The following is a 22,568-nucleotide window of genomic DNA, read 5'->3' as shown; positions in this document are numbered from 1 at the left end:
AGATCGGCATTTATGTCGCAATGGAGAGCCTGCGCTACGGCAATTTTTGCCGTGGGGCACAGCTTGCCGCTCGCTCTGCCGGATTTTGCCAATTGCAGTACTCTCTACGCCTCATCCATCCACGAACCACGTTGGAGTCTCGACGATGCGATACAACCAGTTGGGCCGTACCGGTGTGTTTGTTTCAGAATTATGTTTGGGCACGATGACCTTCGGCGGCGGCGGGGGCATCTGGAAGCAGATCGGCGATCTGCAGCAGGGGGACGCGGAGCGGCTGGTCGGCCGGGCGCTCGACGCGGGCATCAATTTCATCGACACAGCCGACGTCTACTCGGAGGGCCTGTCCGAACAGATCACGGGCCAGGCGCTGAAGAACCTCAAGGTGCCGCGCGACAAAGTGGTGGTGGCCACCAAGGTCTTCGGCCAGACGGGCGAGTTTCCCAATGCGCGCGGCGCCTCGCGTTATCACATCATCGACGGTGTGAAGGCGAGCTTGAAGCGTCTGCAACTCGATCACGTCGACCTGTATCAGATCCACGGTTTCGATCCGGCCACGCCGATCGAGGAAACCATGCGCGCACTCGACACGCTGGTGCAGCACGGCCATGTTCGCTATGTGGGCGTGTCGAACTGGGCCGCGTGGCAGATCGTGAAAGCGCTCGGCATTTCCGAGCGCCTTGGGCTCGCGCGTTTCGAAACGCTGCAGGCGTATTACACGCTGGCGGGCCGCGACCTCGAACGGGAACTCGCGCCGATGCTGCACAGCGAAGGCCTCGGCCTGATGGTGTGGAGTCCGCTTGCGGGCGGCTTGCTGAGCGGCAAGTATGGACGTGAGCAGCAGGGCGAAACGGGCAGCCGCCGCACGACGTTCGATTTTCCGCCGGTCAATCGCGAGCGCGCTTATGACTGTATCGACGTGATGCGCGACATCGCCGAGGCAAAGCGAGTGTCGGTCGCGCAGATCGCGCTAGCGTGGCTGCTGCATCAACGGGTGGTGACCACGGTGATCGTCGGCGCGAAGAAGGTCGAGCAGCTCGACGACAATATCGCCGCGACGGGCGTTTCGCTCACCGCCGATGAGCTTGCGAAGCTCGATCAGGTCAGCACGCTGCCCGCGGAATATCCGGGCTGGATGCTGGAGCGGCAAGGTGAGCCACGCCGCAAGCAGCTTGAAGAGGCGCGGCATCCGGCGCCGTAGCGGCAGCCGTCAGCGAAGTCAACCGTAGCAAGCCGCAGCAAGCCGATGCCGGCTGGACACCGCGTGAGAACAGCACGGACTGTGAACGCGGTGCCTGGTCCTGGCATCCCCCCGGCGCGATTGGCGGAGCGGGCGCCTATGCGGCTGCGGCCGCATCCGCTACGTCGGCTACTTAAGCGGCTCGCAGTGCGGCCGCTTATTCCGCCGCGCCTTGAGCTGCTTCAACTGCCTGCGCCGTATAAGCCGCGGCAGCATCCATTGTGCGAGCCGAGTACACCATCGCGGCGCCCGCATTGATCGCGACCGCCACGCCCAGCGCTTCGGCGATTTCCTCGCGCGTCGCGCCATGCTTGAGCGCTTCGGCGGTGTGCACGGTAATACAGCCGTCACAACGCAGGCTGACCGCCGCCGCAAGCGCAATCAGTTCGCGCGTCTTGGCCCCGAGCAGGTCCTTCTTCTGGCCGGCGCTCGACAACGCCTGATAGCCCCTGACGGTGTCCGGCGACAGTTTGGCGATCTCGCCGATCCGGCCGAACAGTTCTTGACGGTAATCGATCCAGTTCAACATGGCAGTGCTCCTTGGTCTGTTGCGCGTCGGCGGGTGCCGGCGTCGTGAGACAAGTATTGCGCTGCGCCGCGATATCCTGAATACTCGATTCGCTCAACTTTTAGCGCGATCGTCTCATGGATACGCTCAGCCGACTGATCGACCTCGCCCGCCCGCAAGCCAGCCTCGATCTGCGTTGCCTGCTCTCGGGCGCTTTCGATATCGATCATGGCCGGGAGGAAGCGGGCATTGCGCCGTTCCACCTGGTGCTGGACGGCGCATGCGTCGTCGAAACCGCTGACGGCGCGCAGCGTGCATTGCACGCGGGCGACTTCATGCTGTTTCCACGCGGCGCGGCGCATCGTGTGCGCGATGTGCAACGCTCGGCCGCCACTGCGCCGGTGACGCAAGGCCATGACGGCATGCTGCCTTTACGGCGCAACGACGGCCACGACGGCGCCCACGTCCCCGCCGACCTCGATCTTCTGTGTGGCCGCTTTGTCTACTCGCCCGGTTCGTCGGCCTTGCTGCTGAACGCGTTGCCCGATCCGTTCCATGTCTCGCTCGGCGGCATGGAAACGCTGGACTCGTTGCAAACGGTGATTGCGCTGATGCGCAGCGAGGCCGAACGACGGCAGGCGGGCGCCCTCGCGATCGTCACCGCCTTGAGCAATGCGCTCCTCGCCATGGCGCTACGCGTGCACGGCGAGCAGAACGCATCGGCTTCGGGCGTGCTCGCGCTGCTGGCCGACGCGCGCCTTGGCGCTTCCGTGCAAGGCATGTTGAGCGCTCCCGAACGGGCGTGGACCATCGCCGAACTCGGCGAACTCGCCGCCATGTCGCGCGCGACTTACGCACGCCATTTCAACGAGCGCGCGGGCATGACGGTGATGGACTTTCTCACGCAGATCCGTATGACCATCGCGTGCGATCTGCTGCGCCGCACGCAGCGCAGCGCGGCCGAGATCGGCGAGGCGGTCGGCTATCAATCGGAGGCCGCCTTCGGCAAGGCGTTTCAGCAAAGCGTCGGCATGCCGCCGGGACGCTACCGGCGTCGGCCGCAAGAGAACGATGGGGCGGAGAACTAGCTACGGTTTGCCCGGCTTGCCGAACCAGCGCCGTTCGATCCACGACATCAGGAAGGCCACCAGCAATGCGCAGATCGTGCCGAGCGTCACTTCGCCGAGGCGCATGAGGGCTTTGTCCCACGCGGGACCCATGCCCGGCACCAATAGCATGATCGTCGCCGTAATGCCGCCCAGACGCGCCGCGCTGCCGACGTTCAGGACCCAGCACAGGGCGATCGCGACACCCACCGTGGCGGCATAGGCCGCGAAATAGCCCTCGCCGAACGTGGCGCCCACGAGTCCGCACAAGCCGCCGACCATCGCGCCGATGAATTGATCGCGCGACAGGTTGCGGGTGTCGACGTAGCTATGCTGGCTGACCGCGATGGCCGTAATGGCGGCCCAGAAGGTCTGCTCGGTATGCAGCAAGCGGCCGATGGCGACGGCGAGACTCGCGCCGGCGACCGCCTGCACGGCCATGAAGCCACCTTCGATCAGGCGCTCGCCGAGCGGCAACGACTTGAGAAAGGCAAACAGCGAGTTGGTGGCGCTCGCCCGTGCCGTGCGTCGGGAATCGTCGGGTGGGGTCATCGAAGGTGAGAAGGTTTGTTGCAGCATGAAGGTCCCGTATTCTAGCGACTCCAATTGACGGTCGAGCAGAGACCGGCGCGCCGGCACCGAACGGGCCAAGCCGTGGCGTGGAGCGCGAGATCGAGTGGCAGCGTGATTGCCGTGAAGAACACGCGGAGTCCGGCGAAGGCGGCCACCACGCATACGGACTACATGCCTCGGGCATTCACGTGTTTGAGCGATCGTGACTAACCTTCATGACTGCGCAGCCGGCGATACCAATTCATCAACGGTGTCGCCGAGACTCCGTGAATCACCACCGACGCCGCGATCACAGCCAGCGTGAGCGGCACGAGCGGAGCGACGTCGGCAGCGGCGCCGTTCTCGAGCGCGTACGCCAGGTAGTAAAACGAACCGATGCCGCGTATCCCGAACCAGCTCATCAAACGCCGTTGCGTCGGCGTCGCGCTCGATCCCACCAGCGACAACTCCACCGATATCGGCCGCACGAGCACGAACAGCACAGCGGTCAGCGCGATAGTCTGCCAGGTGAAGAGCGGGGTGTGCATCGTGGCGAGCACGTTGCCGACCATCGCCATGACGGCGACTTCGGCGATGCGTTCGAGTTCGATCGTGAAGCCGAGCACCGACTCCGTCATATAAGCGTGCGCTTTGCTCGGATTCGCCGCGGTCGCTTCGACGTCTTCCGAATCGACGGTGCCGATGGTTTCGCGAGGCGACTGGCCGCCGCTCGCGCGATGTTCGACACGGCGCATCGCGACACCGGCCGCGAACACGGCCAGAAAACCATAGGTATGCGCGAGTTGCGCGGCGCCGAACGACAGTTCGATCAATCCGAGCGCGAAGAAACCCTCCAGCCCGAGCGCCTGCGCGTGGCGCGTGCGCAGCCACGCCACCGCGTGCGTCGTGGCCCAGCCGAGCATGCCGCCGATGGCGATCGCGCCCGCCACGCCCCATACGATGCTGCCCGCGAGTTCCAGGTTCAACAGGTCGCCCGCTTCGGCGGCGGGCGCCGCGCATAAGGCCAGGCCGAGCATCGCGAAGGGCAGCGCGATGCCGTCGTTCAGTCCGCCTTCGCCGGACAGCGCGAAGCGCAGCAGGTCGTGATCGCCGGGGTTGTGCACTTGCACGTCGTGCGCCAGCACCGGATCGGTCGGCGCGAGAATCGCCGCCAGCAGTAAGGCCGGCCCCCACCCGAGATGCAGGACGTACACGCCGAACAGCATCAGCAGCGGAATGGTCGCGAGCATCGCAAGGAAGCCGAGACGCAGCGGCACGGTCCAGAGTTTTTCGAGCATGCCGAGCCGCAGCCGCAGACCGATGGCAAACAGCGAGACGAGCAGTGCGACTTCGGTGATGGTACGCAGCAGATGCGCGTCGGCGATCATATCGAGGCGCAACAGGCCGATACCGGGCGGCCCGAGGAAGTAGCCGATCGCGAGATAAAACATGGCGGCGCTGATGGGTAGCCGCCGCAGCGCCGTTGCCGCCAGGCCCATAAAAACGAGCACGGCGCCAACGATGAGAAACCACAAAGTTTCGTGCATGAGCATCCGGTGAGGGCCCGCATACGCGTACCGTATGCGTGGCCGGTTGAAGAAAGGTGCGCCGGAACGCGTCAGTCACTGACGCGTCATTTCAAGGCGCGCGTCCGAATGCTTCGCGCAGTTTGCGCTTGGCTTGCTGCAAGGTGTCGCGGCGCGTTTTCGGCAGGTTCCTGCCGGCGCGATTGATATAGAAGTTCAGCATCGACATCGCCGACTGGAACGGCGTGCCTTTGCGGCGGCGGCTTTTGGTGGACGACTGCTTGAGCGATTGCGCAATCGACTCCGCGCTGCCGGTTTTGAAAATATCGTGCTGGATATCCATCGCGTCACTGGTTTCCATCACGTGATGCGACCATTTCTTCGGGCTTTTGGCGCGATGCGCCGCGTGTGCCTGGGCGTGCCGCTGGCGTGGCGGCCGGCCCGACTTGCCGCGCGCGACGGGGCGTTTGGACTTGCTGGTGGATTTCCGGGTGGCCATGATGGCGCCTCCTCAACGGGTCGTGCGCGCTGATCGAGCTTATTGTGCGCTCAAACTGAAACGCGCCGGCTGCCGCGATGGCGGCATGCCGGCGCATCGGCGCGGACACGGGTGACCGGTTGCGCTCGTGCGCGTCCGCCGCGAGCCTGCGTTACAACTTCAGCCCGCCAGCCTCCGGCGCGTCCGACGACGCGGGCGGAACGTCGCCGACACCGTAGTCGTCGCGACGCGCATACGAGTCGCGACCCCAGTAGGGTTCGCTGCCATAGTACTGATGCACGGACGTGGCCCACGTCTGGTCCGCCATGGATGGCCAGTGGTCCTTGTCGAAGCCCGGTGCGTTCTTCACGCGCTCAGCGGTCATGTTCAGCACGAAGCACTTGCGCCCGGTATCGAGCGTCAATGCATGCCAGGGGATGGCGAGCAGCTTGTCGCCGATGCCGAGAAAGCCGCCGCTCGAGAGCACGGCATACGCAACGCGGCCCGAGCCGACGTCGAGCATGATGTCCTTGATCTTGCCGATGTCCTCGCCGTCGCTGCTGAGCACCTTGTTGCCGTCGAGCGTGGCGGCGGCCATCACGTCCGGGCCGGGGCCGTCCGCGGTCGCGCTGCCCTTGCCGACGATTCGGGCGCCTTGGTCTTGCCGCATGCCGGCTTGTGTCTGTGTCTGGTTCAGCATGATGAGCCTCCTCTACAGGTAAGTGTGTGCAAGGCTGAGCAACCGGCGTTCCTTCCAATTCCGGACGGGGTGCAGCGGCGCAGTGGTGGTGATCCTTGCTCGAAGCTCGTCTGCGTTTGCAAAGAGCGCGTGTGGAGCGTCACGCTGAACGCGTAAAGGGTGCTGACGCGTTTGAAAATATTTCGTCGGGATAGATAGACGAGGAGAACTGAGAAAGTGCGTTCACGGGTTGGCGGCAACATGGCCTGCCACCAGGATACCGGTACGGCGCCGCTATGAGGCATAGCCCTTGCTGACTGCTCAGGCAGCAGCGCGATCAATCACGTACGAACGCTGTCTATGTGGTCCATCTATCCTCGGAGACTTCAATGAAATATTCAAAAGCACTGCTGGCATCGGCACTTTTCGCCATGTCGGGGGCGGCGTTCGCGCAAGCGGGCGGTGGCAACGGTAACGGCGGCAATGGTGGCTCCGGCGGCTCGGGCAACGCGCACGGCGCGGCGACCGCAGCGCCGACCACGGATGGACAAGCCGCATCGGGCGCGATGAGTTCCACTGGCTCGAAATCCCATCACATGTCGAAGACAAAAGCCAAGAAGGCGAAGACCGATTCCACCAATATGCCGGGGGCGGATGCGAGCAGCGATACGAAAGGCCAGTGAGAGCACTCTGTCGAGCGGCGGGGCCATGACGAAGGGTCGGGCAGCTTTCCGACCAGTGAGGTGCAATCGGCGCGAGCCCAGCGCCGGTTCTTTCGGAATCCCGATGGGCGGGGAAAAAATCAACGCCTAAGAACGTGTAGTATCGGAGCAGTGGAATGTCGGCAACTACGGAGACACTGCTCCGCCTGTATCGATGCGACTAAAGCGTGCGGTTCGACTCTCTTGTTTCAAGGACACCAGGAAGCAGAGGCGCACGCCCGGTGCATCGCGGGAGATACGATCATGACGCAAACGATCCACTATCAAATGAACATTTGCGGCGGCGATTTCGCGCACGTCCGGGAATGTTTTCGCAACTGGAAGTCGCAGACCCTCGTGTATCGAAGGAATCAGCAGATGTTCGAAGGAAAACAGGAAGTGCGGCCGTTGTCGGCCCATGTGTTCGACAACGGCGAGGTCGCGCATGAAGCGCTCGAGCGCGTCTGTTCGCCCGGCGATCCGTATGCGCTCGCTGCCGAGGTACACGATGGCGAGCGCGACATGTGGCTCGTGATGGCCGCATTCGCGGAAGAGGTGTGACGAACCTTGAGTGGCGGCTCTTTCAAGGCGCCGCCTGTTTTGCTGCGCGCGATGCACCCGTCGCGCGCACGCCCGCAACCCGAGGTGCAGCCGCGCGCCGGGTTCCTTGCGCACCAGCCTTTGCATCGGCCTTTGCCGCCGCTGCTTTACGCACCACGCGCGACTTCTTCAGCAGGCTAGTGATCGAATCGTCGATGCTGTCCGCCACCGCCGCTTCGCGCGCCTTGCGCCCCTTCGCGCCAGCCTGCCGCGCGAGCTTCGCCGCGCGTTTCTCGGCTTGCGCAAGCAGCGCGGCAAACGCGACCTCGTCCACTCTCAGCCCGCGGCGCGATTGAGCGGGCGCGAGGCTCTGCAATTCGTCCGCTTCGAATGAGCTGATCACCGCAGGGTGAATGTAGCAACGCTTGCACACGGCCGGCGTATTGCGCAGTAACGCCGCCACATCCTTCACGGTCGCGACGATATGACGGCGCGCTTCCGCCGCGCTGCTGCACATCAAGCGGCGCAACGCGGCCAACGCATAGACGCTGCCGGCCCACGTGCGATAGTCCTTGGCTGTGAAATCCGCACCGCTCGCGCGGCGCAGATAGTCGTTGATATCGGCGGAGCCGACGGTGCGGCGCGTGCCGTCTTCGTCGAGGTACTGGAACAGGTCATGGCCCGGCAGTTCGGCGCAGCGCCGTACGATGCGCTTCACGCGTGCATTGTTCACCGTCACGTCGTGTTCGATGCCGCTCTTGCCGCGAAACCTGAAACGCAACTGGCCGGCTTCGATCTTCACGTGCTTCTTGCGCAGCGTCGTCAATCCGTACGACTGATTGTCGCGCGCGTATTCGACGCTGCCGATCCGGATCAGCGTCGTGTCGAGCAACTGCACGATCGCGGCGATGACTTTGTCGCACGGCATGCCCGGCAGATTCAGGTCACGCGCGACGCGGGCGCGGATCTTGGGCAGCGCGCGGCCGAACTCGGCCATGCGTTCGTATTTGTCCGCATCGCGCGTCTCACGCCAGCGCGGGTGATAGCGATATTGCTTGCGGCCGCGCGCGTCGCGGCCGGTCGCCTGGATATGGCCGCGCGCATCCGGGCAGATCCACACGTCCTCATAAGCCGGTGGAATCGCGAGCACATTGATGCGTTTGATTTCGTCTTCATCGTCGATGCGTTTGCCCGCCGCATCGAAGTACGCGAAGCCGTCTTTCTCACGCTGACGCGTGATGCCGGCTTTCGTATCGTCGGCATGGCGCAAGCCCGGCGGCATGGCGGCCGGCGCGGGCTGTTTCGCGTTGTCGTCGTCCGCGCGTTCAGGGCGGCGTTGAATCGAAGTAGGTGTGGCAGCCATCGTCGCAGGTAGAAGTTTCAAGCAGAGGGCGCGCTTTGCGCCGGTGACTGTGCCTGCAAGCAAAGGCAATGCCTGGCATCGCCTTCGGCGTGGCGCGCATGGCTGCTGCTGGTTGCTTCTGGTTACTTCGTGAACGAGCGGAACAGTCCTTGCGAACTCTCGCTACGGGTACCTTAATGAACGAACGAACCAAGGAGAGCGCGATGAGCAGCACACTGAATCCCGATGAAGAGCCGCAACAGGTCGTCAAGCAAACCGCCGGCACGACCGGCGCGCTCGGTCCGAGCGATTCGTCCGATAGCGGCAGCGACGTCGCTGGTGCGAAGCGTCATGAGTTCGACGTGGATACCGAACTGGACAACCACGCGCTCGAAACCGGCGACACCGAACTTGGCAGCGATACGGATCGTGCCGGCACAGGCGAACGCGCCGCTGCCGACGGTGATTCGACGCTTGTGCCGGACGGTGATATCGAGCCCGACCGGGTGATCGATCCGCTGGCTAACGACGATGATGGCCTCGACGATGACCCGCAAGGTCTTTGATTCTGCTTCGGACAGCGATGAGAGATGGGCGCATGGCTCGGGCAGGCGGTCGAATGCGTGGGCACGTCTTTTGCTGAACTGACATTAATGATGGGGTCGGGCGTCGCGACAAGCCCGCTCCAGCACTTACAGGAAGGGGAATATGCATGTCTGACACGCTGAAGGGTTACAAGGTGGCGGTTCTCGCGGTGGACGGTTTCGAACAGGCAGAACTGATCGAGCCAAGACGCGCACTGGCTGAAGCAGGCGCAACGGTGCACGTCATTTCAGCCAAGCCCGGCAAGATCCAGGGTTTCAAGCACGTGGACAAAGGCGACGCCGTCGAGGTGGACGCGACGTTCGACAAGGCAAGCGCCGACGACTATGACGCCGTGGTATTGCCGGGCGGCGTGGTGAACGGCGACGCGATTCGTCTGCTGCCGCAGGCACAAGCTTTCGTCAAAGCCGCCGACAACGCGAAGAAACCGATCGCCGTGATCTGTCATGGCGGGTGGTTGCCGGTGTCGGCGGGCATCATCAAGGGCCGCACACTCACGAGTTGGCCGAGCTTGCAGGACGACATTCGCAATGCGGGCGGCACGTGGGTGGACCAGGAAGTGGTCGAGGACGGCAATCTGATCAGCAGCCGCAAACCCGACGACCTGCCGGCTTTTAACAGAACGCTCATTGCGCAATTGTCGAAGCGCAAGGCGGCATGAGCGGAGTGACGCGCGGAGCGCGCGCATTCGCATTTGATGAATGTCGCGCCACGTTTCACCGGTTCCGCTTCGGTGTATCCGTCGACCTGGGAGAAAGTGCATGAGATTCCGGTATTCCCTACAAGCGATGGCTGTCGCGCTCAGTTTGAGCGCGGCGTCCATCGGCGCGGTCTACGCGCAAGCCAGCGACGCTCCGGCGAGCGATGCACCGGTCAGCGGCACGAAGCTTTCGCCGGCGGATCAGCAATTCGTGCAGGACGCCTCGCAGGCCGACGCCACCGAAATCGCAGCCAGCAAGGTTGCGCTGAAGAATTCCAGCGATCCAAAAGTGAAGAAATTCGCGCAGCAGATGATTACGGACCACACGAAACTCTCCCACGCGATGGCGGCGCTCGTCTCGAAGAAGGGCTTCACCTCGACGCCGTCGGCGGATTCCGCGCTGGTCGGCAAACTCCAGACGCTCAAGGGCAAGGAATTCGATCAAGCCTACGTCGAGCAGATCGGAGTGGAAGCGCATCAGCGAGCGGTCGATCTGTTCCAGCAGGAAAGCACCAGCGGCACCGATGCGCAACTCAAGGCGGCGGCTCTACACGCGCTGCCGACCATCAAACATCATCTCGCGATGGCGCAGCAACTCGCCGGCGCAATGAAGGGTTCGCCATGAACGCGATCCTGCCGCGACCGGCCTATGAGGATTCCCTTATGCAGATCACTTTTTCCGACGACAAGCCGGTCTTCGACGGAGCGAATCTGACCGTGCGCTTCATGGCGCGGGTGGATGGCGAACCGGTCGTCTGCACGATTACCGCCGAAGCGCTCGAGGATCATTTCGGCGCCGATTCCGCCCTGGAAGCCGCGCTGATGGCCGCCTTCGACAAAGGCCGTCAACGTATCCGTTCGGTTTGCGCAGAAGCACTCGACCAGAACGACGGTGAAGGCGTAGTGTTGCATAGCGGACTGTTCAGAGTGGAAGGCATGGAACCGGATCGCGGCACCACGGCGTAGTGCCGGCGCGTGCCGTCGCTCGCGCGCTGTGCGGCGCGGCGAAATGCGGCGGCATGGTCCGCAAACGCTATCCAACGATGCAAGGAGGCCTCATGTCACTCATCGTCGCAGCACGCTTTACGACTTTTCCCGCCGCTGAAGATGCGGCGGCAAAGCTCTTCAATGCAGGTTTCGTCGAGGAAGACGTCACACTGTTCTTCGTCAATCCGCGTGGCCAGCACGCGCGTTTTCCGATCGGCGGCGACACCAGCACTGATGCCGGCGCGAGGGATGCGCCCAAAGGTGCCGGCATGGGCGTCACCATCGGGGCGGTAGTCGGCGCCGTGGTCGGCGTCGGGATCTTCGCGGCGTTCTCCGCGCCGATCATCGTGTCGTTGATTGCCGCGGGCGTCGGCGCGTATGTCGGCTCGCTGATCGGGGCGATGTCGCGAACGCGTGACGCTGGCCACGCTGGCCATACGGGCCATCGTCCGGCATTCCACGAGGAGACGCGCGATTCCGGCGTGCTCGTGGCCGTGCACGTCTCGCCGGATAATCAGTTCGATGCGGCGCGCGTTTTGCGCGAAGCAGGCGGCATGGCGATCGAGCGGGCAAGCGGACGCTGGCAGCAGGGACGCTGGGCCGACTTCGATCCGTTGAAGCAGCCTGTGCCGCTCAGTGAGTTCAGCGAGAGGAGCGCTTGAGTTGACGCGCGTTTTCGCTGCGGTCATTAGCTGAACGGCCCGACATCAGCCGGGCCGTTTTTTTTGGTGCCTGTCAGTACTCGACTCTCTGCTCAGACCCAGACTTGCGGCGCATTGCGTTGCGGCTGCGGCGCGCGCTCCACCGGGCGCTCATCGCGCGTCGGCTCGCAAGCAGCCGGCACGAGTCCATCATGCATCACGCCACACGAAGGCGACGTTGCCTGAGCATTCGCGGACGGCGCTTCCCGCACTTGCACATGTTCTCGAATCTGCATCACGGCGGCCGAGGTGATGATCGCGACGGCGGCCAGAAATTCTGCGCTCCTGATCTTCATGGTGATATTCCCTGTCGTTGTTGCCTTCCCATTGTTTTCAATCCATTGGCACGTCTTGCAGTCTGTTGTTGCGTTGCACGCGTGCTGGGGGCGGAGCATATAAAGCAACCGCTGTGCCATCGAACGGAAGCCCGCTGGGCGGGGCTTTGCGGGCGGTCGCGAGGCTTCGCGGCGGGCAACATTTACGCGTGTTGGCAAGATTGCACGTGCGTCGTCGTCGCAGCGCGCAATACGTCCACGGCGATAGCCGTCGGGCACGGCTCGTGCGAATAGATCCATGAACTCCATCGTCGGAGGGCGGGCGCCTGGCAACAGCCTGACGATTCTCCGGCGACGGATTCCATGACTAACGAAACCCTTGGAGGTATTGAATGGCTACGAACGTTGTTTCCGTGTTGAACGATCTGGTCGAAACGTCGAAGGACGGCGAGAAGGGCTTTCGCAAAGCAGCCGAAGACGCGCACGACGCGCAGTTGAAAACGCTGTTCCTGTCACGTGCGGAAGACTGCACGCGCGGCGCGCGTGAGCTGCAGGACGTGGTTCAAGGGCTGGGCGGCAAGCCCGAAACCGGCGGCAGCATGAGCGGCGCGCTGCATCGCGGTTGGGTCGACGTGAAGTCGGCCGTGACGGATCGCAGTGACCACGAGATTCTGGCCGAGTGCGAGAAGGGCGAGGACGTCGCGAAGAAGCGCTATCACGATGCGCTCGAAAAGGAATTGCCGGCGGATGTGCGGGCGATCGTCGAGCGGCAGTACCAGGGCGTGCTGCAGAATCATGACCGCGTGCGTGACCTGCGCGATCAATATGCGGCGGCCAAGCGCTAAAAGTGGCTGAGCAATCGGCGCTCGATAGGGCGCCGGTTATTGTTCTTTCTTAACCGCAATCGGCTTCCATTCGGAAGCCGATTGCACATAAAAAAGCCATCCGCAACGCGGATGGCTTTTCTGTTTCCTGAACCAGAAACACCGGGAAACGCCAAACGAAAGCGGCACTTCCCGGGTCGACCGGCCGCTCTTATTCAGCAGCGATCTTCAGATGGTTCTTGACGCTCGAGACACCCTTCACTGCCTCTACGACTTCGCCGGCTGCTGCCTTGTCGTCGGCCGAAGGCACTGTTCCCGTGAGCCACACCACGCCCTTGCGGGTCTTCACGTGGATGTGCGTCGACTTGACGTTCTTCGCGGCCAGCAGGTCTGCCTTGACCTTGGTGGTGATGGTGCCGTCATCGACGTGCTGGCCGATGGTTTCGGACGCCGCCGACGGAGCGCTGCTCTGCGCCATGACGTTGGTCGCGTTCAGTGCGAAAGCGACACAAGCGATGCTACCTGCGGTCTTCAAAAGTTGGATGGTCTTCATGGTTTCTCCTTCGGGTGTTGATGAAAATTGCGGTCTTGTTGCCTGCGGTCGATCGCGGCCGGAGCCGCCGATGACACGCGTGGGATCGTTGCCGCTACGGTTCCGTCAGGGCCCGTTATCGACACCGGATGACGGTCTGCATCCGCTGCGCTTGCGCGTTGCCTGCAAAGACCGGCGTCCGTCCACATAGTGCCTGGACGCAAGCGGTGTGCCCGCCATGGCGTCAAAAGACTGCCGTCGCGGAAAAGCCGTTACGGCATAGGTATTTAGGCTGAGGAATAGGCCGCCGCGAAGCGTCGGCGCCACGCTCGGCGGCTCGCGGCGGGAGGGACCGGAATTTGCCGGGTGCTTGTAAAAAAAGCGCCTGGCGGCCTGCGCAATTGGCGGGCCTGAAAGGCAAAGCGTAGAAAAAACAGGGCGTTGCGCGAGCTGGTACGACAGTTGCTCTTGGGAGGTTACTCACCATTTTTCGGCTATTAACGGGATCTCACTACAATGCCTTCAATTGAACTACGCACAAGGCAGTCTCTCGCACTCACGCCGCGTCTGCAGCAATCGGTGCGTCTGTTGCAGTTGTCGTCTCTGGAGTTCCAGCAGGAATTGCGCACGGCGCTCGACACCAATCCGTTCCTCGAGTACGACTCGTCGGAGACGGAAGACGTTGCGCTGTCAACCGCAAGCTCCGGCGAAGACGGCGGCGCGCTGCCCGCCGCCGACACCGTCGCAAGCGCCGAACCGGATTCGGTGCAGGCTGAATCCGGCGCCAACGATACGCTGGAAGGCGCGGGCCAGGACGACATGCCGGGCGACTTCTCCGGCGACTACAGCAGCCGCAGTTCGACGCGCCAGAACGGCGACTCGGACAGCAGCGACCCGGCCGAATGGGCGCGCTCGCAGCCGACCTTGCGCGAGCAACTGCACGATTCGCTGCGCCTTTACCGACTCGACGACCGTGACCGCGCGGTGGCCCGCTTCATCATCGAGGCGCTCGACGACGACGGCTATCTGCGCCAGGAACTCGCCGATCTCGCGGACAGCGTCGATCTCGAACCCGAATTGACCGAAGAAGAATTGCTGGTGGCGCTGCGTCTCGTGCAATCGCTCGATCGGCCGGGTCTGGGCGCGCGTTCGTTGTCCGAGTGCCTGTCGCTCCAGGTGAACGCGTTGCCCGCCGACACGCCGGGGCGCGAAGTCGCGCGGCAAATCGTCGAACATCATCTGGAACGGCTCGCGCGCCGCGAGCAGGCCGAACTGCAAAAGCAGATCGCCTGCAGCGCCGAAGAATTGCGCGTGGCCTGCGCGCTGGTGCGCAAGCTCGACCCGAAACCTGGCAACAGCTACGGCCGTACCGAAGACAACTACGTGGTGCCGGACGTGATCGTGCGTCAGGTCCGCAACAAGTGGGTCGTGGCGATCAACCCGGCGGTGCAGCCGCGCGCGCGTATCCATCGCATGTATGCGGAACTGTTCGCGCAGTCGGCCGGCGCGAGCCGTTCGCCGCTCGCGCAGCAACTGCAGGAAGCACGCTGGCTGATCCGCAACGCGCAGCAACGCTTCGACACGATTCAGCGCGTGGCCGAATGCATCGTCGCGCATCAGAAGGCCTTCTTCCAGTACGGCGAAATCGCGCTCAAGCCGATGGTGCTGCGCGACGTCGCCGAGGAACTCGGCCTGCACGAATCCACCATCTCGCGTGCCACCGGCAACAAATATATGGCCACGCCGCGCGGTATTTTCGAATTCAAGCACTTCTTCCCGCGCGAACTGGGCACGGAAAGCGGCGGTACGTGTTCGGCCGCGGCCGTGCGCGCGCTGCTCAAGGAAATGATCGCCGCGGAAAACACGCGCGATCCGCTCTCGGATGTGACGCTTGCCAAAATGCTCGCCGACCAGGGCGTGCTGGTGGCGCGCCGCACCGTGGCGAAATACCGGCACCTGATGAAGGTACCGCCGGCGGAGTTGCGCCGCCAGCTTTAACGCGCCGCCCCTTAAAACGGGGCAACGCTCAAGCGCCACGCGAGGCTGTTCGCTCGCGTGGCGCTTTTTCGTATCTGGACGTTTCGCGCGTGCCCCTTTACATTGGCGGGTCCATGGGAAACGGGGTGGGCTCAATGAAGTACTCGAATCTGGTCGAACGCTTGCAGGGCCGGCGCACCTCCGCGTGGGAAATACATCGTGTCGCGCAACAGGCGGAGGCGAGAGGTGAAGACGTCATCGTGCTGAGCGTGGGGGACCCCGATTTCGCCACGCCCGCGCCGATCGTCGAGCGTGCAATCGAGGCCTTGCGCGGCGGCGACACGCACTACAGCGCCGTCTCCGGCCGCGAGCCGGTGCGCGCGGCGATTGCCGCGGAACACACGCGCATGACCGGCTGTGCCGTGAGCGCCGCCAACGTGATCCTGACCGCGGGGGCGCAGAACGGTGTGTTCGCCGCATCGTTGTGTCTGCTCGAAGCGGGCGATGAAGTGATCGTCCCCGAGCCCATGTATCTGACCTACGAGGCCTGCGTGCGCGCGGCCGGCGCCACGCTCGTGACGGTGCCGGTCGATGCGGCGCGGGCGTTTCACGTCGACTGCGACGCGTTGGAGGCGGCCGTCACGTCGCGCACCAAGGCCATTTTCTTCGCGACGCCATGCAATCCGACCGGCGTGGTCATGCAACGCGCCGATCTCGAACGTATCGCGCGGCTCGCTTGCGAGCACGACCTATGGGTGCTGTCCGACGAGGTCTACGCCGAGCTGACCTTCGAACGCGAGCACGTGAGCATTGCCGCGCTGCCTGGCATGGCGGAGCGCACCGTGACGCTCGGCAGTCTGTCGAAATCGCATGCAATGGCGGGTTGGCGCGTGGGCTGGGCGATCGGGCCCACCGAACTGATCGAGCATATGGGGCGGCTCGCGCTTGCGATGCTGTACGGCTTGCCCGGCTTCATCCAGCAGGCCGCATTGACGGCGTTGCAGCACAAGGCTCAGATCGCCGCCGAGATGCGTGAGATCTACCGGCGCCGGCGCGACGTGGTATTCGGGCGTTTGCATCGTGTGCCGGGCTTGCGGTGCCTGTTGCCCGAGGCGGGCATGTTCATGATGGTGGACGTGAGCGGCACGGGCCTCGATACGGTCGATTTCACCTGGCAACTGTTTCGCGCGCAGGGCGTGTCGCTGCTCGACGCGAGCGCTTTCGGCGAGACGGCGAATGGGTTCGTGCGGCTGGGGTTCGTTGTCGACGAAGCGCGCCTCATCGATGCGTGCGAGCGGATCGCTGTATTCGTCGGTGCATTGCCGGGTCGTTGAGTCTTTCGTCAACATTTCGTTTGCTTTTCGATTAGCGTCACGCAGCGATACGTCGTGGGGAGGAGGGCGCGTCCTCGCCAGTTTTCGATTGACGCGGCAAATGCTTGCATCAAAAATCGAGCGCCGAGTTCGTCTTAACCATTGACCTTCCGGACATCGGCGCCTATCGACTCGCGGTCGGGAAACTCATGGGCCTTCGCTTCACCTTCTGGTTGCGCCAATCACTGATGGCAGGATCGATGGCGGCCGCGCTCGTCGCGATGGCGCTCGTGCTGCTCGCGCTCGCCACGTTCAGCACGATGTGCGCGGCGGCTGAACCAGACGATTCGCCGGAAGCCGCTGCAAGCGCGGACGTCGAGGCGTCGGCGCCGGACGCGCCACGCATCGTGAGCGGCACGCCCAATCAACGCGCGGAGGCGACTGACCCACCGCTCGATGAGCCGCACGCAGCCCAGCCGCAGCGCACGCCTCGCCAGCCACGCCCCGTCGCGACGACGCAGAACGAAACATCGGGCAGCACGGCGCAGCGCAACGCGAAACCTGAGCCGGCGGCGATTCCGGTACCGCCTGAAACCTCGTCGGTCACGCAGCATTCCATCCGGCTCGATGGCCGCAAGATCGACTACACGGCCACCGCCGGCAACCTGTTGTTGCGCGACAGGACGGGGCAGGCCAACGCGAGCGTCTTTTATGTCGCTTACACCGTGGCCAGCAAAACGCCGGAAAAGCGACCGGTCACGTTCCTGTTTAACGGTGGGCCGGGCGCCGGCACCGTGTTCCTGATGATCGGCTCGTTCGGACCGAAGCGGGTCCGCACCGCGAGTCCCGACATCACGCCGCCCGCGCCTTACACGCTCGCCGACAATCCCGACAGCCTGCTCGATACGACCGACCTGGTATTCATCGACGCCGTCGGCGCGGGCTTGTCGAGGGTGGTCGGTCATGGCACCGGCAAAGACTTCTGGGGCGTCGATAAGGATCTCGGCGCGTTTTCGCAATTCATCGACCGCTATCTGACGGTGAATCAGCGCTGGAATTCGCCCAAGTACCTGCTGGGCGAATCGTATGGCACCGCGCGTGCCGCGATGCTCGCGTATCAGTTGGGGCAGAACAATATCGCGCTCAACGGCGTGATCCTGATGTCGTCGGTGCTCGACTCGGCCGCGTTTTCGGCGGGCTCGGATTTCAAAAGCGAAAGCTATCTGCCGAGCTTCGCGGCGATCGCCTGGTATCACGACAAGATCGTGCCGAAGCCGGCCAGTCTGCCGGCCTTTCTCGACGAAGCCCGCGCGTTCGCGCGCGGCCCGTATGCGCAGGCGCTCGCGCAAGGTGATGCGCTGCCCGACGCCGAGCGCGACGCGATCGCCGCGCGAGTCGCGCAGTTCACCGGCCTCGATGTCGGCTATGTGAAGCGCAGCCGCTTGCGTCTCTATCCGTCGCGTTATCGCAGTGAATTGCTGCGCGATCAGGCGCGCAGCGTCGGCCGTTACGATGCGCGTTTCGAAGGCATCGACTTCGACAGCGTATCCGAGCGTCCTGATTACGATGCGTCGGTAAGTAGCGTCTCGAGTGCTTTCGACGCGGCGCTGCACCAGCATTTCGCTCAGGATCTGCACTTCATGCCGGCCGAGCGCTACCGCGTCTTCAACGACGAAGCGTTGGCGCAGTGGGACTGGAAGCATCGCGAATGGTGGGGCGAGCATCTGCCTGTGCCGTACGCGGCGGGTGATCTGGCCGAGGCGATGCGACAGAATCCGCATTTGCGCGTGATGTCGGTGAACGGCTATTTCGATCTGGCCACGCCGTTCTATGCGACCGAATATGCGCTTGCGCATCTTGGCGTGGATGGGCCGCTGCGCGCCAATGTGCGAATCGCCTACTATCCGACCGGTCATATGATCTATCTCGACGACGCGGCATTGCATACGCTCAAGCGCGATCTGGCGAGTTTCTATGCGGCGGGGGCGCGCTAGCTGACTCTGAAGAACTCGCGCGGCGCTCGGGGCTTGCCTTACAAGCGGATTCGGCGTGTTCGGTTGAACGGTATAATTCGTTGCAACGTCGCGGTATGACTGCAACGGTGCAACGCACCGCGCCTGGACGCTTATCCACCGCCTGAAAACCGCTCGCTCAACCGGCTTCACTCACCGCTGCCCATGCCATTTCTCCCGATCCAGTCCTTCACACGCAAACGGTTGTCCGACGTGGTGTCCGACCAGATCAAGCAACTGATCTCGGACGGCACGCTGATGCCCGGCGACCGTTTGCCGGCCGAGCGCGATCTGGCGACGCAGCTCGGCGTGTCGCGGCCGTCGTTGCGCGAGGCGCTGATCAGGCTGGAAGCGGATGGCTACATCGAGACCTCCGGGCGGGGCGGTTTCACGGTGGTCGACGTCACCGCGCCGATCATCTCCAAACCGCTTGCCGAGCTGCTGCTGCAAAATCCACGTACCAGTGCCGATATTCTGGAATTGCGCCAGGGGCTCGAATCGATTTCGACGGTGTATGCCGCCGAGCGCGCCACGGCCGCCGACCTGAAAAAGATCAGCGTGGCGTTCGAGGCATTGAAGGCCGGCTCGCAGTCGCAGGATCGCGTGAACCTCGCGGAACTGGACGCCGCATTTCACCTCGCGATCGCCGACTCCACGCACAACATCGCGCTCGCGCATGTGATGCACGGCATCCATACGCTGATTCGCGAAAGCATGCGCCAGTACCATAGGCTGATCGATTACGACGACGCGATGGAAAAGCAGTTGATGAGCCAGCATCAGGCCATCTACGACGCCGTCATGGCGCGCGACGCGCAAAAGGCGCGCAAGGCCGCCGAGCGTCATTTGACTTTCGTGCGCGAGATCTACAAGGAAGACGCGGCGAAGCCTTCGTCGAGTGCGGTTTCTTGAGCGCATGAGTGCTTGAATGCTGTCTGGACGCTAACCTGGCGCCCACGTGGTTGCGGTTTCAATTCTTCGCTTTAAATCCTCTTCAGTGCTGATTCATTGCCGCGGATGCTTGCGCGCACGGCGCGGCCTTATCGTTCCTGATCGCTGCTAATCCGTCGCGATCCCGCGATTGACACCCTCTCACAACTTCCCTTATATTCTTGGTCAGACCAACCTTACCAGTCTGACTGGGCCGACGAAAACCTTGTCAATCGATTCATGCCGCCGCTTCGCCGTACTGGTTCCCCGGCGCGATTCCGCAGTAGAGTAGGTGGTCGCCGGCTGCCATTTTTCTTTTCAATAAGCTTATGAAAGTCGCCCTGTTCATCCCGTGCTTCATCGACGCGTTCTATCCCGAAGTGGGGATCGCCACGCTCGAATTGCTCGAACGTTTCGGCATCGAGGTCGACTATCCGCAGGAGCAAACCTGCTGCGGCCAGCCGATGGCCAACAGCGGCGCGCATGCCGAAGCAGCCGGCACCGAGCGTGTGTTCGCGCGCAACTTCGCGGGCTACGACTACATCGTCGGGCCGTCGGCGAGTTGCATCCATCACGTGCGCGAGCATCTGACCGCGCTCGAACAAACCGACGAAGTGAAGAAAGTCCGCGTGAACGCTTACGAACTCGTCGAGTTTCTGCACGACGTGGTCGGCGCGCGTGAATTTCCCTGGGCCGAGTTTCCTCATCGCGTGGGCTTGCATAACAGTTGCAGCGCGTTGCGGCATCTGAAGGAAGCGTCGATTTCGGAAGTGGCGGGCACGTCGTTTTCGAAGCCGCGTACCTTGCTCGAAGGCGTGAAGGGCATCGAGTTCGTCAAGCTGGCGCGGCCCGACGAATGTTGCGGTTTCGGCGGCACCTTCTCCGTCACCGAAGAGCCGGTGTCGGTGCGTATGGGACAGGACAAGGTGCGCGATCATCTGAACGCGGGCGCCGAATACATCGTCTCGGGCGACATGTCGTGCCTCATGCATCAGCAAGGCTGCGCGGAACGCATGAAAGCCGACGCGCGTTTCATCCATATCGCGCAGGTCCTCAATGGAGCACGCGTATGAGCAACCGGATCGATCACGCGAAAGCCGCGGGCGCTTTTATCAGCAAGACGGAGCACGTGGCGTTTCACGACAAGCGTCTGTGGGATTTGCGTGAGAAGCGCGATGTGCAGGCGCACGGCATTGCTGAATGGGAGACGATGCGCGAACTCGCATCGGGTATCAAGGAACATACGCTGTCCAATCTGTCCGGGTATCTCGAACAGTTCGCGGCGGCGGCCGAGGCCAACGGCGTGACGGTCCATTGGGCCGCCACCGCCGAAGAGCACAACGCGCTCGTGCACCAGATCATGTCGGAGCGCGGCATGACCACGCTCGTCAAAAGCAAGTCGATGCTCACCGACGAATGCAAGATGCGCGAGTATCTCGAACCGCGCGGCATCACGGTGATGGAAACGGATCTGGGCGAACGCATCCAGCAACTCGATCATCAGGACCCGAGCCACATGGTGGTGCCGGCGGTGCATAAACTGCGCGCCGACGTAGCCGAACTGTTCGGCCGCACCATCGGCACCGATCCGAAGAATAGCGACATTCACTACCTCGCGGAAAGCCAGCGCATGAACACGCGGCCGTACTTCGTGCGCGAGAAAACGGCCGGCATGACCGGATGTAATTTCGCGGTGGCGGAGACCGGCACGGTCGTGGTGTGTACGAACGAAGGCAATGCCGATCTGTCGGCGAACGTGCCGCCTTTGCATATCGCGTCGATCGGGATCGAGAAGCTGATTCCGAAGGTGTCGGACCTCGGCGTGTTCATCCGCATGCTGTCGCGCAGCGCGCTCGGCTCGCCGATCACGCAATACACCTCGCATTTCCGCGCGCCGCGTCCGGGCACGGAGATGCATTTCATCCTCGTCGATCACGGCCGCTCGGAGCGGCTCGCGATGGAGGACTTCTGGTACTCGCTCAAATGCATTCGCTGCGGCGCCTGCATGAATACGTGTCCCGTGTACCGGCGCAGCGGCGGGCTGTCGTATGGCGGCACGTACTCGGGGCCGATCGGCGCGATCATCAATCCGACCTTCGATCTGAAGCGCTACAGCGCGTTGCCGTTCGCGTCGACGCTCAATGGCAGTTGCACCAACGTGTGTCCGGTGAAGATCAATATCCACGAGCAGATCTACAAATGGCGCACGGTGATCGCCGAGCGTCATGAAGTGCCGTTCGTGAAGCAGGAAGTGCTGAAAATGGCGGGGCGTTTGCTGGCGAGTCCGACCTTGTATCGCGCGACGGTGTCGTCGATGGGTAGCGCGCTGCGGCGGCTGCCGAACTTCGTGCTGTATAACCCGCTCAATATCTGGGGCAAGCAGCGCGAGTTGCCGGAGGCGCCCAAGCTGACCTTCCACGCCTGGTACAAGAAGAATCGTGGAGGCGACAATGGCAACGCGTGAGGCTTTTCTGGACAAGGTGCGGCAGGCGCAGCCGCCGTCGCGGCCACGACCCGAAGTGCCGCTGTTCGACTCGGCAGGCGGCGATCTGCGCGCGCGCTTCACGACGGCCTTGCAGGCAATGGGCGGCGCCTGCGTCGAAGCCAGTTCCGCAACCGATGTGAGCGGGCTGATTCGCGAGCGCTTCGGCGCGGCGGCATCGGTGGCTTCGGCGACTGCCGAAGTTCCAGGCACGCGTGCGCTCACAGCCGATACGGAACCCGCCTCGTTGCAGGACATCGACGTCGGCGTGGTGCGGGCACGCTTCGGCGTCGCCGAAACCGGCTCGGTGTGGTTCAGCGAACGCGAGTATGTGGTCAACGCGCTGGGCTACATCGTGCAGCATCTGGTCGTGCTGCTCGACCCGGCGCAATTGATCGACGGCTTGCAGGACGTGTACCGGCGCGATGATTTTCGTGACGCCCGTTATGCGGCGCTCGTCACCGGACCTTCGGCGACGGCGGATATCGAGGGCGTGCTGATTCGCGGCGCGCAAGGCGTGCGGTCGTTGACGGTGGTGTGGCTCGCGGCGCAATGAAAATGCA

General features: G+C 63.3%; 25 protein-coding genes. 17 read left to right on the top strand and 8 right to left on the bottom strand.

Going from position 1 to position 22,568, the window contains the following annotated elements:
- The first annotated feature begins 145 nt into the window (after positions 1-145).
- Entirely contained in the window at positions 146-1,198 is a 1,053-nt protein-coding gene (locus B0G74_RS24300) for an aldo/keto reductase (RefSeq protein WP_132377410.1), read from the top strand.
- A 196-nt stretch (positions 1,199-1,394) separates the two neighbouring features.
- Here B0G74_RS24300 and B0G74_RS24295 read toward each other — a convergent pair whose 3' ends face one another.
- Positions 1,395-1,766, bottom strand: coding sequence for a carboxymuconolactone decarboxylase family protein (locus tag B0G74_RS24295; RefSeq protein ID WP_132377409.1), 372 nt, complete (start codon positions 1,764-1,766; stop codon positions 1,395-1,397).
- A gap of 116 nt (positions 1,767-1,882) precedes the next feature.
- Between B0G74_RS24295 and B0G74_RS24290 the strand changes: the two genes are divergently transcribed.
- Positions 1,883-2,833, top strand: a complete 951-nt coding sequence (locus B0G74_RS24290; protein ID WP_132377408.1) for a cupin domain-containing protein — start codon at positions 1,883-1,885, stop codon at positions 2,831-2,833.
- On the opposite strand, the gene B0G74_RS24285 is transcribed toward B0G74_RS24290, so the two are convergent.
- The 4 genes from B0G74_RS24285 to B0G74_RS24270 all read right to left on the bottom strand — a co-directional run bounded on the left by B0G74_RS24285 (position 2,834) and on the right by B0G74_RS24270 (position 6,107).
- Positions 2,834-3,403: an FUSC family protein gene (locus tag B0G74_RS24285; protein WP_132379336.1), complete on the bottom strand. Its 570-nt coding sequence runs from the start codon at positions 3,401-3,403 to the stop codon at positions 2,834-2,836.
- Between the two features lie 227 nt (positions 3,404-3,630).
- Positions 3,631-4,950 carry a cation:proton antiporter gene (locus tag B0G74_RS24280; protein ID WP_132377407.1) on the bottom strand — a complete coding sequence of 440 codons (1,320 nt, stop codon included), beginning with the start codon at positions 4,948-4,950 and terminating at the stop codon, positions 3,631-3,633.
- Positions 4,951-5,041: 91 nt separating this feature from the next.
- Entirely contained in the window at positions 5,042-5,428 is a 387-nt protein-coding gene (locus tag B0G74_RS24275) for a DUF3175 domain-containing protein (protein WP_132377406.1), read from the bottom strand.
- Between the two features lie 151 nt (positions 5,429-5,579).
- Entirely contained in the window at positions 5,580-6,107 is a 528-nt protein-coding gene (locus B0G74_RS24270; protein ID WP_132377405.1) for a PRC-barrel domain-containing protein, read from the bottom strand.
- A gap of 368 nt (positions 6,108-6,475) precedes the next feature.
- On the opposite strand from B0G74_RS24270, the gene B0G74_RS24265 reads away from it, so the two are divergent.
- The gene (locus B0G74_RS24265; protein WP_132377404.1) at positions 6,476-6,769 is read left to right on the top strand and encodes a hypothetical protein; all 294 of its coding nucleotides are present in this window, start codon (positions 6,476-6,478) and stop codon (positions 6,767-6,769) included.
- 282 nt (positions 6,770-7,051) lie between these two features.
- A complete protein-coding gene (locus B0G74_RS24260; RefSeq protein ID WP_132377403.1) occupies positions 7,052-7,348 on the top strand; it encodes a hypothetical protein in 297 nt (98 codons plus the stop codon).
- 22 nt (positions 7,349-7,370) lie between these two features.
- On the opposite strand, the gene B0G74_RS24255 is transcribed toward B0G74_RS24260, so the two are convergent.
- The gene (locus B0G74_RS24255; protein WP_132379334.1) at positions 7,371-8,690 is read right to left on the bottom strand and encodes a DNA topoisomerase IB; all 1,320 of its coding nucleotides are present in this window, start codon (positions 8,688-8,690) and stop codon (positions 7,371-7,373) included.
- A 203-nt stretch (positions 8,691-8,893) separates the two neighbouring features.
- On the opposite strand from B0G74_RS24255, the gene B0G74_RS24250 reads away from it, so the two are divergent.
- The 5 genes from B0G74_RS24250 (at position 8,894) to B0G74_RS24230 (ending at position 11,621) form a co-directional block, all read left to right on the top strand.
- On the top strand, positions 8,894-9,235 hold the full coding sequence (locus tag B0G74_RS24250) for a chemotaxis protein (protein WP_132377402.1): 342 nt from the start codon (positions 8,894-8,896) through the stop codon (positions 9,233-9,235).
- Positions 9,236-9,381: 146 nt separating this feature from the next.
- Complete coding sequence (locus B0G74_RS24245) at positions 9,382-9,933, top strand: type 1 glutamine amidotransferase domain-containing protein (RefSeq protein WP_132377401.1); 552 nt, start codon at positions 9,382-9,384, stop codon at positions 9,931-9,933.
- A 100-nt stretch (positions 9,934-10,033) separates the two neighbouring features.
- Entirely contained in the window at positions 10,034-10,597 is a 564-nt protein-coding gene (locus B0G74_RS24240; protein WP_132377400.1) for a DUF4142 domain-containing protein, read from the top strand.
- Entirely contained in the window at positions 10,594-10,938 is a 345-nt protein-coding gene (locus B0G74_RS24235) for a DUF1488 domain-containing protein (RefSeq protein WP_132377399.1), read from the top strand. The genes B0G74_RS24240 and B0G74_RS24235 overlap by 4 nt, the downstream gene beginning before the upstream one ends.
- Positions 10,939-11,030: 92 nt before the next feature.
- Complete coding sequence (locus tag B0G74_RS24230; protein WP_132377398.1) at positions 11,031-11,621, top strand: hypothetical protein; 591 nt, start codon at positions 11,031-11,033, stop codon at positions 11,619-11,621.
- Positions 11,622-11,713: 92 nt separating this feature from the next.
- Here B0G74_RS24230 and B0G74_RS24225 read toward each other — a convergent pair whose 3' ends face one another.
- Positions 11,714-11,956: a hypothetical protein gene (locus B0G74_RS24225; protein ID WP_132377397.1), complete on the bottom strand. Its 243-nt coding sequence runs from the start codon at positions 11,954-11,956 to the stop codon at positions 11,714-11,716.
- Between the two features lie 371 nt (positions 11,957-12,327).
- Here B0G74_RS24225 and B0G74_RS24220 point away from each other — a divergent pair, with 371 nt between their 5' ends.
- Positions 12,328-12,780 (top strand): PA2169 family four-helix-bundle protein, encoded by a 453-nt coding sequence (locus tag B0G74_RS24220; RefSeq protein ID WP_132377396.1) that lies wholly within the window; start codon positions 12,328-12,330, stop codon positions 12,778-12,780.
- A gap of 190 nt (positions 12,781-12,970) precedes the next feature.
- On the opposite strand, the gene B0G74_RS24215 is transcribed toward B0G74_RS24220, so the two are convergent.
- Positions 12,971-13,312, bottom strand: coding sequence for a BON domain-containing protein (locus B0G74_RS24215; protein WP_132377395.1), 342 nt, complete (start codon positions 13,310-13,312; stop codon positions 12,971-12,973).
- Between the two features lie 495 nt (positions 13,313-13,807).
- On the opposite strand from B0G74_RS24215, the gene B0G74_RS24210 reads away from it, so the two are divergent.
- The 7 genes from B0G74_RS24210 to B0G74_RS24180 all read left to right on the top strand — a co-directional run bounded on the left by B0G74_RS24210 (position 13,808) and on the right by B0G74_RS24180 (position 22,561).
- Positions 13,808-15,289 carry an RNA polymerase factor sigma-54 gene (locus tag B0G74_RS24210; RefSeq protein ID WP_132377394.1) on the top strand — a complete coding sequence of 494 codons (1,482 nt, stop codon included), beginning with the start codon at positions 13,808-13,810 and terminating at the stop codon, positions 15,287-15,289.
- A gap of 134 nt (positions 15,290-15,423) precedes the next feature.
- The gene (locus tag B0G74_RS24205; protein ID WP_132377393.1) at positions 15,424-16,602 is read left to right on the top strand and encodes an aminotransferase class I/II-fold pyridoxal phosphate-dependent enzyme; all 1,179 of its coding nucleotides are present in this window, start codon (positions 15,424-15,426) and stop codon (positions 16,600-16,602) included.
- Between the two features lie 188 nt (positions 16,603-16,790).
- The gene (locus B0G74_RS24200; RefSeq protein ID WP_132377392.1) at positions 16,791-18,575 is read left to right on the top strand and encodes a peptidase S10; all 1,785 of its coding nucleotides are present in this window, start codon (positions 16,791-16,793) and stop codon (positions 18,573-18,575) included.
- 183 nt (positions 18,576-18,758) lie between these two features.
- The gene (locus B0G74_RS24195; RefSeq protein ID WP_132377391.1) at positions 18,759-19,505 is read left to right on the top strand and encodes a FadR/GntR family transcriptional regulator; all 747 of its coding nucleotides are present in this window, start codon (positions 18,759-18,761) and stop codon (positions 19,503-19,505) included.
- 347 nt (positions 19,506-19,852) lie between these two features.
- Complete coding sequence (locus B0G74_RS24190) at positions 19,853-20,596, top strand: (Fe-S)-binding protein (RefSeq protein ID WP_132377390.1); 744 nt, start codon at positions 19,853-19,855, stop codon at positions 20,594-20,596.
- Positions 20,593-21,987: a lactate utilization protein B gene (locus B0G74_RS24185; RefSeq protein WP_132377389.1), complete on the top strand. Its 1,395-nt coding sequence runs from the start codon at positions 20,593-20,595 to the stop codon at positions 21,985-21,987. Before B0G74_RS24190 ends, B0G74_RS24185 begins: the two co-directional genes overlap by 4 nt.
- Positions 21,974-22,561, top strand: a complete 588-nt coding sequence (locus B0G74_RS24180) for an LUD domain-containing protein (RefSeq protein ID WP_132377388.1) — start codon at positions 21,974-21,976, stop codon at positions 22,559-22,561. Before B0G74_RS24185 ends, B0G74_RS24180 begins: the two co-directional genes overlap by 14 nt.
- Positions 22,562-22,568 lie beyond the last annotated feature (7 nt).

The sequence above is a fragment of the Paraburkholderia sp. BL9I2N2 genome (genome assembly GCF_004339745.1).
GTDB lineage: Bacteria > Pseudomonadota > Gammaproteobacteria > Burkholderiales > Burkholderiaceae > Paraburkholderia.
Note: the sequence above shows the minus strand (reverse complement) of the source record. Positions and strands in the feature narration are given on the sequence as shown.